7 protein-coding genes are annotated in these 13,015 nt (G+C 76.5%); 5 read left to right on the top strand and 2 right to left on the bottom strand.

All coding sequences use genetic code 11. From position 1 onward, the window contains the following. Positions 1 to 6: 6 nt before the first annotated feature. From IHE55_RS04920 to IHE55_RS04905, 4 genes are all read left to right on the top strand, one after another. Positions 7 to 828 (top strand): TlyA family RNA methyltransferase, encoded by an 822-nt coding sequence (locus IHE55_RS04920; RefSeq protein WP_197987900.1) that lies wholly within the window; start codon positions 7 to 9, stop codon positions 826 to 828. After that, positions 825 to 1,772 carry an NAD kinase gene (locus IHE55_RS04915; RefSeq protein WP_197987899.1) on the top strand — a complete coding sequence of 316 codons (948 nt, stop codon included), beginning with the start codon at positions 825 to 827 and terminating at the stop codon, positions 1,770 to 1,772. The genes IHE55_RS04920 and IHE55_RS04915 overlap by 4 nt, the downstream gene beginning before the upstream one ends. 1,647 nt (positions 1,773 to 3,419) lie before the next feature. Then, complete coding sequence (recN, locus tag IHE55_RS04910) at positions 3,420 to 5,147, top strand: DNA repair protein RecN (RefSeq protein WP_197991791.1); 1,728 nt, start codon at positions 3,420 to 3,422, stop codon at positions 5,145 to 5,147. A gap of 527 nt (positions 5,148 to 5,674) precedes the next feature. After that, positions 5,675 to 6,790 (top strand): glycosyltransferase family 4 protein, encoded by a 1,116-nt coding sequence (locus IHE55_RS04905; RefSeq protein WP_307826519.1) that lies wholly within the window; start codon positions 5,675 to 5,677, stop codon positions 6,788 to 6,790. Between the two features lie 373 nt (positions 6,791 to 7,163). On the opposite strand, the gene IHE55_RS04900 is transcribed toward IHE55_RS04905, so the two are convergent. Further along, positions 7,164 to 8,912, bottom strand: coding sequence for a PucR family transcriptional regulator (locus tag IHE55_RS04900; protein WP_197987897.1), 1,749 nt, complete (start codon positions 8,910 to 8,912; stop codon positions 7,164 to 7,166). Between the two features lie 193 nt (positions 8,913 to 9,105). Next, the gene (locus IHE55_RS04895) at positions 9,106 to 10,914 is read right to left on the bottom strand and encodes a glycoside hydrolase family 15 protein (RefSeq protein WP_197991790.1); all 1,809 of its coding nucleotides are present in this window, start codon (positions 10,912 to 10,914) and stop codon (positions 9,106 to 9,108) included. 435 nt (positions 10,915 to 11,349) lie between these two features. Between IHE55_RS04895 and pyrG the strand changes: the two genes are divergently transcribed. Then, complete coding sequence (gene pyrG, locus IHE55_RS04890; RefSeq protein ID WP_197987896.1) at positions 11,350 to 12,990, top strand: CTP synthase; 1,641 nt, start codon at positions 11,350 to 11,352, stop codon at positions 12,988 to 12,990. Positions 12,991 to 13,015 lie beyond the last annotated feature (25 nt).

The following is a 13,015-nucleotide window of genomic DNA, read 5'->3' as shown; positions in this document are numbered from 1 at the left end:
CCGCACGTGGCCGCCCCCCGTAGCCAACGCCGACGACTCGACGCCGAGCTGGTCCGCCGCAAGCTGGCCCGCTCCCGCGAGCACGCCGCCCAGCTGATCGCGGCCGGCCGGGTGACCGTCGCGGGGACGGTCGCGACCAAGTCCGCCACCCAGGTGGAGACCAGCGCCGCCCTGGTCGTCGCCGAGGACGACGGAGACCCGGACTACGTCTCGCGCGGCGGCCACAAGCTCGCCGGGGCACTGGCCGCCTTCACCCCCCGCGGGCTGCGGGTGGCGGGCCGGCGGGCCCTCGACGCGGGCGCCTCCACCGGCGGCTTCACCGATGTGCTGCTGCGCGCCGGCGCCGCCGAGGTGGTCGCGGTGGACGTCGGCTACGGGCAGCTGGCCTGGTCGCTGCGGAACGACGAGCGGGTCACCGTCCGGGACCGCACCAACGTCCGCGAGCTGACTCTGGAGCACCTCGACGGCCGGCCGGTGGACCTGGTCGTGGGCGACCTGTCCTTCATCCCCCTCGGCCTGGTGCTCCCCGCCCTGGTCGGCTGTGCCGCGCCCGACGCCGACCTGGTCCTGATGGTCAAGCCGCAGTTCGAGGTCGGCAAGGAGCGGCTGGGCAGCGGCGGGGTGGTCCGCAGCAGCACCCTGCGCGCCGAGGCGGTGGTCACCGTCGCGGAGCAGGCGGCGCGGCTGGGCCTGGGTGTGCTGGGCGTCACCGCCAGCCCGCTGCCCGGCCCGTCCGGCAACGTCGAGTACTTTCTGTGGATGCGCGCCGGGGCGCCGGCACTTGACCCGGCCGATGTCGATCGCGCAGTGGCGGAGGGGCCTCGTTGACCACGACTCAAGCAGCTTCATCAGCGGCACCGGAGAGTTCACCGGCGGCGGCCGGACGGCACGTCTTCCTGCTCGCCCACACCGGACGCCCGGCGGCCATCCGCAGCGCCGAGCTGGTGGTGCAGGGCCTGCTGCGCAGCGGCATCGGGGTCCGGGTGCTGGCCGAGGAGGCCGCAGACCTGCCGCTGCCGGCCGCCGTCGAACGGGTGGACGCCGACGCGGCCGGGGTGCTGGAGAGCTGCGAACTGCTGGTGGTGCTGGGGGGTGACGGCACCCTGCTGCGCGGCGCGGAGTTCGCCCGTTCCTCCGGGGTGCCGATGCTCGGCGTCAACCTCGGCCGGGTGGGCTTCCTCGCCGAGGCCGAGCGGGACGACCTGGACCAGGTGGTGGAACGGGTCGTCGCCCGCTCCTACGAGGTCGAGGAGCGGATGACCCTCGACGTGCTGGTCCGCAACGACGGCCAGGTGGTGCACACCGACTGGGCGCTCAACGAGGCGTCCGTGGAGAAGGCGGCCCGGGAGCGGCTGCTGGAGGTCGTCACCGAGGTGGACGGCCGTCCGGTCTCCCGGTTCGGCGGCGACGGCGTCGTCTGCGCCACCCCCACCGGTTCCACCGCGTACGCCTTCTCGGCCGGGGGCCCGGTGGTCTGGCCCGAGGTGGAGGCGCTGCTGATGGTGCCCATCAGCGCGCACGCGCTGTTCGCCAAGCCGCTGGTCACCGCCCCGGACTCGGTGCTCGCGGTGGAGGTGCAGCCGCAGACCCCGCACGGGGTGCTGTGGTGCGACGGCCGGCGCACCGTCGAACTGCCCGCCGGGGCACGGGTGGAGGTGCGGCGCGGCGCGGTGCCGGTGCGGCTGGCCAGGCTGCACCACGCCAACTTCACCGACCGGCTGGTGGCGAAGTTCGCCCTGCCGGTCGCGGGCTGGCGCGGCGCGCCCCAGTAAGGAGCGGGGCCGCCGGGGTCCCGCGCCCGGGGCGGCCGTGTGCCGGGCCGGGGCCCCGCCTGGGCCGTGGCGTGCCGGACCAGGGCCTTGTATCCGGGCCGCCACGGGCCGGCCGGGTTCCCCGCACGCCGGGCGGATCGCCGACTGCCGGGCGGTTCGCCGGGGTGGTTCGCCAGGGCGGTTCGCCAGGGCGGTTCGCCGCGCCCGGCTTCGGGACTCATCGAGCCCCCTCTGGGCCCCGGGCCCTGGTACGGGGGCCAAAGGGTGTCCTGCCGGGCCCGGGGCGCCTCTTCGTGGCGGCACGTACCGCGGGCGGCCCGGTCGCGGCTCCGAACGCCGCGTGGCGGACGGGGAGCCTCCCCGGCGCCGCCCGGGCCCGGAACCGTAGGCCCCGTGGGACGGCCCGGCTGGGGGATGCGTACGCCGCGTGTGGCCTGGCCGGGTGGGGCAGGGGCGGCGCGGGATCTCCGGACCGGTACCGAGCACCGCCGGCTGCCGGGACGGGGTGCCTTCCCGGCGCCGCCCGGCCCGGGGAACCGCACGTCCCGCGGGGAGGCCTGGCCGGGGGACCGTACGCCGCGTGGCCGGGCCGGGTCGTACCTCCGACCGCCGGCGCCCGGCTGGGGCCGGCAACCGGGCCGGGGAGCCCTCCGGGCCGCCCGGCCCGGAACCGTACGTCCATGGGGCTGCCCGGCTGGGGCAGGGGCGGCGGGGGATCTCCGGACCGGTACCGAGCACCGCCGGCTGCCGGGACGGGGCGCCGCCGGCCCTCGCCGACACGGTCCCGGCTCCCCGGCGGCGCCGACCGGCGCCGCCCGCCCCATCGCGCTGCGGCTGCCCGCCGGACTCGTCGGTCCCGGCCGGGGCGGCGGGCGTCCGCGCCGCGGGGTCGCACGTACAGTCCCGGACGCGCCGGACATCGGTGTGGCCGGCCCGGGCACGGCCCCATACGGGCCGGGCGGCAGGTGACTCCCGCCACTCCGACGTGCCGGCCGCGAACGGGCGGGCGGCCGCTCTTCGGGACCGCCGCCGGGCGGCACCCACCGCTCACCCGTGGCGGTCCGGGCACGAGCGGACCCCGGCCGCGGGACCGGAGGGAAGGGGGCCGCGGGGGGCCCGGCACCGGTCCACACCCCGGACCCCGGCAGTTCGCCAGGGTCCGGACGATTTCTTCACCGTCCGTCGGACCCTCCTTCGCCCTCCGCATCCGTCGGCACCCCTTCTCCGCCGCTGTGCCGCCCCCTCGTTCCCCCGCCGCCCGTCCGCGGACGCCCCGGGCCGCCGCCGGACGGGCAGCGGGCTGAGGACCTCCGGACCGTTTCCGTGCGCCTCCGCCGGCCGCGGCGCCACCCGCCGGGCACACCGCCGCGGCCCCGCCGCCACGGGCCCGTTCGGCCGCACACGCGGGCGGGACGGGGCGGGTACCCTGCCGCCGCGGTCCCGCCCCGGCCGCTCCCCCGCCCCTCCGGCGCCGGGGCGGCCCGTACGGGATCCGCTCCGATGCCCCGGCCCGGGTGGCCGAGGCCGGGACCGGGCCCGGCGTAACCCGTGCGAGTGGTCGCCCGGACGGCCGCGCGGGCGCCGGGGGACCGGGCGCGTCGCATCCCCGCCCCCAAACCTCGTAAGGTCGTGGGCGTGCTGGAGGAGATGCGGATACGTGCGCTGGGCGTCATCGAGGACGCCGTGGTCGAGCTGTCCCCGGGATTCACCGCGGTGACCGGCGAGACCGGCGCGGGCAAGACCATGGTCGTCACCAGCCTCGGCCTGCTGCTGGGCGGACGCGCCGACCCCGCCCTGGTGCGGGTCGGCGCCAAGGCGGCGGTCGTGGAGGGCAGGATCAGGGTCGCCGAGCGGTCAGCGGCGGCGGTCCGGGCCGAGGAGGCGGGTGCCGAGCTGGACGACGGCGCGCTGCTCATCAGCCGGACCGTTTCCGCCGAGGGACGCTCCCGGGCCCATGTCGGGGGCCGGGCCGCCCCCGTCGGGCTGCTGGCCGAACTCGCCGACGACCTGGTGGCCGTCCACGGCCAGACCGACCAGCAGGGGCTGCTGCGGCCCGCCCGGCAGCGGCAGGCGCTGGACCGGTACGCGGGGGAGGCGGTGGCCGGCCCGCTGGAGAAGTACCGGGCCGCCCACCGCCGGCTGCGCACCGTCGCCGCCGAGCTGGAGGAGCTCACCACCCGGGCCCGGGAGCGGGCCCAGGAGGCCGATCTGCTCCGGTTCGGGCTGGAGGAGATCGCGGCGGTGGAACCCCGGCCGGGCGAGGACGAGGAGCTGTCCGCCGAGGCGGAGCGGCTCGGCCACGCCGAGGCGCTGGCCTCCGCGGCGGCCGCCGCCCGCGCCGCGCTCGCCGGCGACCCGGAGGACCCCGAGGGCGTCGATGCCGCCACCCTGGTGGCCGGGGCGCACCGGGCGCTGGAGGCGGTGCGCTCGCACGACCCGGCGCTGGCCGCCCTCGCCGACCGGATCGCCGAGATCGGCATCCTGGTCTCCGACGCCGCCGGCGAGCTGGCCGGCTACGCCGACGACCTGGACGCCGACCCACGCCGGCTCGCCGCCGTCGAGGAGCGCCGCGCCGCGCTGACCCAGCTCACCCGGAAGTACGGCGACACCGTCGCCGAGGTGCTCGCCTGGGCCGAGCGGGGCGCCACCCGGCTGACCGAGCTGGACGGCGACGACGACCGGATCGCGGAGCTCACCGCCGAGCGGGACGCGCTCCGCGCCGAACTCGGCGAGCTGGCCCAGGTCCTCAGCGACGCCCGTACCGAGGCGGCCCGGCGGTTCGCCGACGCGGTGACCGCGGAGCTGGCGCAGCTGGCCATGCCGCACGCCCGGGTCTCCTTCGCGGTCCGCCAGACCGAGGTCGCCGACGCGACGACGGGCATCGAGGTCGGCGGCCGGGCGGTCGCCTTCGGCCCGCACGGCGCCGACGAGGTGGAACTGCTGCTGGCCCCGCACCCGGGCGCACCGCCCCGGCCGATCGCCAAGGGGGCGTCGGGCGGTGAGCTGTCGCGGGTGATGCTCGCCGTCGAGGTGGTCTTCGCCGGTTCCGACCCGGTCCCCACCTACCTCTTCGACGAGGTGGACGCGGGCATCGGCGGCAAGGCGGCGGTGGAGGTCGGCCGGCGGCTGGCCCGGCTGGCCCGGACCGCCCAGGTGGTGGTGGTCACCCATCTGCCGCAGGTGGCCGCCTTCGCGGACCGGCACCTGGTGGTGGAGAAGACCAACGACGGTTCGGTCACCCGCAGCGGGGTGCAGGCGCTGGAGGGCGAGGACCGGGTCCGCGAACTGTCCCGGATGCTCGCCGGCCAGGAGGACTCGCAGCTGGCCCGTGCCCACGCCGAGGAACTGCTGGAGGCCGCCCGCACGGGCCGCTGACCGCCCGCCGGGGGCCCGGGACGGCCGGACTGTCCGGATTCCGCCCCGGGACCCGGCCGGCGCGCCGCCCGGCGGAGTCCCGGAGGGGGCGCCCCCGGCGCAGATTGTGCCGAGAGGTCCCGGGTGGCCGGCCGGCCCCGCGCCCTCGGCGGCGGTGGAGGGCCCGGCGCCCTCCTTGCCCTGTGGCCCCGGGCGACGTCGCCGCCCCCGGGCCCCGGCCGCCCGTGCCGGGCCGCCCCGGGAGCCCGGCTCCGGGGCCGCCGGGCGGGCCGCGGCGCCGGTGACCGGGCGCGTCCACCGGTGACGCTGACCGGAAACGGGTGCCGGGCGCTCCACCGGCCCCGGGAACGTGACGGATCACGCACTCCGCAATCCCCCGTCAGGGTGAACTTTCGGACGTACGGGCGACTTGTCGGGCCGTCAGGCCCCGCGGCCGTGGTGTGGCGGAAGCCGTACGGGCTGGCATGCTGGGCACTGCGCACCGTCCCAGCCACGTCCCCCGTCGCCGTCCCAGGAGCCATGCCCGCGTGAGCAGCACCCCGGTCCCGTCCTCGTACGGGCAGACGCCGCTGCGCGCCGTTCAGGTGCTGGGCAGCGGGAGCGGCGCCGGCGCGCACGTCCGGTCGCTCACCGCCGGGCTGGTCGCGCACGGGCTGCGGGTGACGGTGTGCGCCCCGGGCGCGGCGGAGCGGGAGTACGGGTTCCACCGCGCCGGCGCCCGGTTCCGCCCGGTTGACGCGCGTACCACGGCCGGCCGGGTGGCCGCCGTACGGTCCGCCTGCGCCGGCGCCTCGCTGGTGCACGCCCACGGCCTGCGGTCCGGCCTGCTCGCCGCCCTCGCGCTGCGGGGCCGCCGGGTCCCCCTCGTCGTCACCTGGCACACCCGGCCCCGGGCCGAGGGCGCCGCGGCCCGCGGGGTGCGGCTGCTGGAGCGGACCGTGGCCCGCGCCGCCGCCGTGGTCCTCGGCGTCTCCTCCGACCTGGTGGACCGGGCCCGGGAGCGCGGCGCCCGGGACGCCCGGCTGGCCCCGGCCGCCCTCCCGGTGCCCGCGCCGCCACCGGTCCGGGACGAGGCGCGGCGCCAGAAGGTACGGGCCGAACTCGGCGTGGTGGACCGGCCGTTGCTGCTCACCGCCGGACGGCTGGAGGAGGGCCGCGGCTACCGGCCGCTGCTGGACGCGGCGAGGTCCTGGGTGCGACTGGACCCCCCTCCGCTGCTGGCCATCGCGGGCGAGGGGCCGGCCCGGTCCGCGCTGCGCCGGCGGATCGAGGACGAGGGACTGCCGGTACGGCTGCTGGGCCGCCGCGACGACCTGCCGGAACTGCTCGCGGTCGCCGACCTGGCGGTGCTCTCCAGCCCCTGGGAGGCCCGCCCGGTGCTGGCCCACGAGGCCCTGCACGCCGGGGTGCCGCTGGTGGCCACCGCGGTCGGCGGCGTGCCGGAGCTGGTCGGGCCGGCCGCCGAACTGGTCCCGTACGACGATCCCTGGGCGCTCTCCACCGCCGTGACCCGCCTGCTCGCCGACCCGTTACGCCGCGCGCGCCTCTCCGCCGCGGGCCGGGTCCAGGCCGCCGGCTGGCCCGACGAGGAGAACACCGTGGCCCAGGTGCTCGGCGTGTACGACGAGCTGACGGCGAGCTGAGCCCGGCCCCAGCGCCCGTCCCGCCGCGCCCGTCCCGTCCGGCGGGGGCCTGTCCGGCGCACTCCGGCACACCCGCCCTGGACGAACCGCCCCGGGACGCCCCGGCCCGCGCCGTCCGCCGCCCGGCACCCGCGCCCTCCCGTCACCGGCGGCCGACCGCCTCACCGGCCCGGCGCCCGACGCGGCGGCGCTCCCGCCGGCACCCGTGCCCCCCGTGCGTCCCGCACCCCGGCGCGCCCCTGCATTTCCGCGCCCCCGGCGCCCCGCACCCCGGTACCTTCGCGCCCTCGCGACACCGGTGGAAGCCGTCCTCGCCCCTCATCGACCGCCCCCCGCCTTCATCGGCGGTGCCGCCCGCGTCGGCGGCCCCGCCTCACCGGGCGTGGCGGCGGGCCTGGAGGGCCAGGCCGAGGGCCAGGGCGGTCTGCGGGTCGTCGAGGTCGCTGCCGAGCAGCCGGGCGATCCGGGCCAGCCGGTCGTACAGCGTCTGGCGGTTGAGGTGCAGCTCCCGGGCGGTCTCCGCCTTCCGGCCGGCGTGTGCCAGGTAGGTCTCCAGGGTGGGGATCAGCGGCGGCCGGGCGGTCCGGTCGTGCTCGATCAGCGGGCCGATCACCCGGTCCACGAACGCCGCCAGGTCCCCGTGCTCCCGCAGCCGCCACAGCAGGACGTCCACCTCGGTGCGGCGGACGTCGTGCCAGGGCCGGCCGGCCGGGCCGTGGGCCGCGCACGCCGCCTCGGCCGCGTGCCGCAGCTCCGGGCCGGCCGCCTCCCAGTCGCCGGCCACCCCCACCACCACGGTCGGTGGCCGGGAACCCGCCCGTTCCGGCCAGGCCCGGGCCACACCGGCCCGCAGGGCGGCGGCCACCCGGTCGGCGACCGCGCCGCGCTCCGCCGGGTCCCGCAGCCCCACCAGCAGCGGCACCCGGCCCTCCGGCAGCCGCATCCCGAGCAGCACCGGCACCCCGGTGCCGGTCAGCTCCTCCCGGAGCGCGTGGGCCAGCGCCGCCCAGCCCTCCCGCGGGCCGGCCGCAGCGCCCGCGGCGACCGGCGGCACCACCCGCATCACCACCGGCAGCAGCGCGCCCCCGGGCGGTGGGCGGAAGCCCAGCACCCGGGCCTGGGCGGGCGCGTCGGCCGCCTCGATCCGCTCCTCGGCCAGGTCGGTGAGGAAGTCCCCGCGCCCCCGTGCCGCCAGCTCCTCCTCCTGCCGGGCCTGGAGCAGCACCACCGCCAGCAGGTCCACCGCCCGTTCGGCGGCGATCCGGTGCACCGGCGCCAGCGGGCCGGCCACCGGCGGGACCGTCAGCCGGGCCCGCACCCCGCCCGGTCCCCGCCCGCCGCCGGGGACGTCCATCACCACGCTGCCCGCCGGGAGGCCCGCGTGCCGTCCCTCCCGCTGGGCCAGCAGCCCCTCCCAGACCTGGAGCGGGTCGGCGGCGCCCGGACGGCCCGCCGGTCCCGGCCCGGCCGCGTACAGCAACTGCCCGTCGGGGGTCTCCAGGAAGACCGGGTTGCCGGCGAACGCCGCGAACAGCCGGAGGATCTCCGGGACGCCACCGCCGTCCAGCAGCGCCCGGGTGCACCGCCGGTGCACCTCCTCGGCACGCCTGAGCAGGGCGTAGTGCTCGTTGACGATCTCGGTGTGGACCTCTTCGGTGACCGTCACGAACGGCACCTCGCGGCGCAGTTGCACCAGCGGCAGCCCCACCGACCGGGCGGTGTCCACCACCGCGGCGGGCAGTGCGGTGAAGCGCGATCCCAGCTCCACCACGAGCGCCGCGATCTCCCGCTGGGCGAGGGTACGGACGAAGGAGCGCTGATCGGCCGGGCGCGGGCCCACCCCGATCCCGGTGGTGAGCAGCAGCTCGCCGCCCTTGAGGAGGGAGGCGATGTTGGGCACCTCCCCGGCGTGCACCCAGCGCACCGGCCGCCCCAACCCGTCGTGCCCGGCCACCACTTCGGGCAGGCCGCGGCGGAGCGCGGGCAGCTCCAGCACCCGGGCCACGGTGATGGTGGTGCCCCGCGCGTCCGGGCCGCCGGCGGGGTCACGCGGCCCCGGGGCGGACGGTGGTTCCTGCGGGGCGGGGCTCCCGGCCGGCCCCGGTGTTCCTTGCGGCTGCATGCCGGTGAACGCTACCGGGCCGGCGCCGGTGACCGGGCCCACCGCCGGGCGCCGCCGTGCGGCGCGGCCGGACCGCCGCCCGGACGCCGGACGGGGCCCGCCGTCCACGGCAGGCCCCGTCCGCGACCGTCCCCGGCCACCCGCACCCTCCGCGGCCGTCCGGTGCCGTCCCCGGCCCGGGCGGCCCGGCGGCTCAGCCGCCGTAGGCGCCCGACGCGGTCAGCCGCAGCGCGGTGTCGATCAGCGGCACGTGGCTGAACGCCTGGGGGAAGTTGCCGACCTGGCGCTGGAGGCGGGGGTCCCACTCCTCGGCGAGGAGGCCGAGGTCGTTGCGGAGCGAGAGCAGCTTCTCGAACAGCTGCCGCGCCTCGTCCACCCGGCCGATCATCGCCAGGTCGTCGGCGAGCCAGAACGAGCAGGCCAGGAAGGCGCCTTCGTCGCCCTCCAGACCGTCCACGCCCGCGTCGTCGCCGGCGGTGGGGTAGCGCAGCACGAACCCGTCCGGCGTGGACAGCTCCCGCTGGATCGCCTCGATGGTGCCCACCACCCGCTTGTCGTCCGGCGGCAGGAAGCCCACCTGAGGGATGAGCAGCAGCGAGGCGTCCAGCTCCTTGGAGCCGTAGGACTGGGTGAAGGTGTTGCGGTGCGGGTCGTAGCCCTGCTCGCACACCGTGCGGTGGATGGTGTCGCGCAGCTCGCGCCAGCGCTCCAGCGGGCCGTCCACCTCGCCGGACTCGATCAGCTTGATGGTGCGGTCCACCGCCACCCAGGCCATCACCTTGGAGTGGACGAAGTGGCGGCGCGGACCGCGCACCTCCCAGATGCCCTCGTCCGGCTCGTCCCAGTGGTCCTCCAGGTACTGGATCAGCTTGAGCTGGAGCAGCTGGGCGTAGTCGTTGCGGGCCAGGCCGGTCATGTGGGCCAGGTGCAGCGCCTCGGTGACCTCGCCGTAGACGTCCAGCTGGAGCTGGCCGGCGGCGCCGTTGCCGATCCGCACCGGCTGGGAGTTCTCGTAACCGGGCAGCCACGGCAGCTCGGCCTCCGACAGCTCGCGCTCACCGGCGATGCCGTACATGATCTGGAGGTTCTCCGGGTCGCCGGCGACCGCGCGCAGCAGCCACTCGCGCCAGGCGCGGGCCTCCTCGCGGTAGCCGGTGCGCAGCAGCGAGGAGAGGGTGATCGCCGCGTCCCGCAGCCAGGTGAAGCGGTAGTCCCAGTTCCGGGAGCCGCCGATGTCCTCCGGCAGCGAGGTGGTGGGCGCGGCGACGATGCCGCCGGTGGGCGCGTAGGTGAGCGCCTTGAGGGTGATCAGCGAACGGACCACCGCGTCCCGGTACGGGCCGTGGTAGGTGCAGTGCTCAACCCACTCCCGCCAGAACTCCTCGGTGGCCACCAGGGCGCCCTCGGGGTCCGGCAGCGCCGGCGGCTCCTTGTGCGAGGGCTGCCAGCTCAGGGTGAAGGCGACGCGGTCACCGGGACCGACGGTGAAGTCGGAGTAGGTGGTCAGGTCCTTGCCGTAGGTGTCGGCGTCGGTGTCCAGCCAGACCGAGTCCGGACCGGCGACCGCCACCGTGCGGTGGTCCACCTTGTGCACCCACGGCACCACCCAGCCGTAGGAGAACCGCATCCGCAGCGCCGACCGCATCTTCACCCGGCCGCTGACGCCCTCCACGATGCGGGTCAGCTGCGGGGCGCCGTCGCGCGGCGGCATGAAGTCGGTGATCCGCACGGTGCCGCGCGGGGTGTCCCACTCCGACTCCAGCACCAGCGAGTCGCCGCGGTAGCGCCGGCGGTCGGCCGGCGGCGGGGTGGTGTCCGCCGGGTAGGCGGGCCCCAGCCGCCAGAACCCGTGCTCCTCGGTCCCCAGCAACCCCGCGAAAATGGCATGGGAGTCGAAGCGCGGCAGACACAACCAGTCCACCGTGCCGTCCCTGCACACCAGGGCGGCGGTTTGCATATCGCCGATGAGTGCGTAGTCCTCGATGCGCCCGGCCACCTGCATCCCCATTCGAACGGCCTCGCCCCGCGGGGCGCGTTATGTACGGTCTCGGAAATGTCCCGACGAGCTCGTATTCCGGGGCGTAAACAGGAGATGCCTGGATAATTGCCTTGCCGGCCGCAGCTCGCAGCGATTATGTCCGAGCAGGATACGACGGACGGCCGTGATCCGCTGGAGTCGTCCCACATCGTGGCGGACCGATCACGCGGTCGAACGGAGCCGCCGGTCACCAGGGTCCCACACGTCCCGGCAGGCGTCGCCGGAAGCGGCCGCCCCGGGGCGCTGATACCCTGGTAGCCCGTGGACCGGTGGGCGCACAACCCCCGAACCGCAGCGACGGTCACCCCTGGAGCTCCGAGAAGCCCGGGGGGCGCACGGCCGATCCGCACCTCACCTCGCGACCACGGGAGCCCCCTCTTGGCACTTGCCGCTCAGCCCATGACGACCAAGCACATCTTCGTCACCGGGGGTGTCGCTTCCTCACTCGGCAAGGGGCTCACCGCCTCCAGTCTGGGTGCGCTGCTCAAGGCGCGCGGCCTCCGCGTGACCATGCAGAAGCTCGACCCGTACCTCAACGTCGACCCGGGCACCATGAACCCGTTCCAGCACGGCGAGGTGTTCGTCACCAACGACGGCGCCGAGACCGACCTGGACATCGGCCACTACGAGCGCTTCCTCGACGTGGACCTGGACGGCTCGGCCAACGTCACCACCGGCCAGGTGTACTCCCAGGTGATCGCCAAGGAGCGGCGCGGGGAGTACCTGGGCGACACCGTCCAGGTCATCCCGCACATCACCAACGAGATCAAGCACCGCATCCGGCGCCTGGCCACCGACGACGTGGACGTGGTGATCACCGAGGTCGGCGGCACCGTCGGCGACATCGAGTCGCTGCCGTTCCTGGAGACCGTGCGGCAGGTCCGCCACGAGGTCGGCCGGGACAACGTCTTCGTGGTGCACATCTCGCTGCTGCCCTACATCGGCCCGTCCGGCGAGCTGAAGACCAAGCCCACCCAGCACTCGGTCGCCGCGCTGCGCAACATCGGCATCCAGCCCGACGCCATCGTGCTGCGCGCCGACCGCGACGTGCCCACCTCCATCAAGCGCAAGATCTCCCTGATGTGCGACGTGGACGAGGCCGCGGTGGTCGCCGCCATCGACGCCAAGTCGATCTACGACATCCCCAAGGTGCTGCACACCGAGGGCCTGGACGCCTACGTGGTGCGCAAGCTGGACCTGCCGTTCCGGGACGTGGACTGGACCACCTGGGACGACCTGCTGGACCGCGTCCACAACCCCGACCACGAGGTCACCGTGGCGCTGGTGGGCAAGTACATCGACCTGCCCGACGCCTACCTGTCGGTCACCGAGGCGCTGCGCGCCGGCGGATTCGCCAACAAGGCCCGGGTGAAGATCAAGTGGGTCACCTCGGACGACTGCCGGACCCCCGCCGGGGCGGCCCGGCAGCTCGGTGACGTGGACGCCATCTGCGTCCCCGGCGGCTTCGGCGAGCGCGGCGTCAACGGCAAGGTCGGCGCCATCACCTACGCCCGCGAGAACAAGATCCCGCTGCTCGGCCTCTGCCTGGGCCTGCAGTGCATCGTCATCGAGGCGGCCCGCAACCTGGCCGGCATCGAGGGCGCCAACTCCACCGAGTTCGAGGCGGGCGCCGCCCACCCGGTGATCTCCACCATGGCCGAGCAGCTGGACATCGTCGCCGGCGAGGGCGACATGGGCGGCACCATGCGGCTGGGCATGTACCCGGCCAAGCTCGCCGAGGGCTCCATCGTCCGCGAGGTCTACGGCGGCGAGCCCTACGTCGAGGAGCGCCACCGCCACCGCTACGAGGTCAACAACGCCTACCGCGGCGAGCTGGAGAAGAAGGCCGGCATCGTGTTCTCCGGCACCTCCCCGGACAACAAGCTCGTGGAGTACGTCGAGTACCCGCGCGAGGTCCACCCCTACCTGGTGGGCACCCAGGCGCACCCGGAGCTGCGCTCCCGCCCGACCCGTCCGCACCCGCTCTTCGCCGGGCTGGTCAAGGCCGCCGTCGAGCGCCGCCGGGCGGACCGGGGCTGATCGCGCACGAGCGGTACGGTGGGAC

Source organism: Streptomyces pactum (assembly GCF_016031615.1).
GTDB classification, from domain to species: Bacteria; Actinomycetota; Actinomycetes; order Streptomycetales; family Streptomycetaceae; genus Streptomyces; species Streptomyces pactus.
Note: the sequence above shows the minus strand (reverse complement) of the source record. Positions and strands in the feature narration are given on the sequence as shown.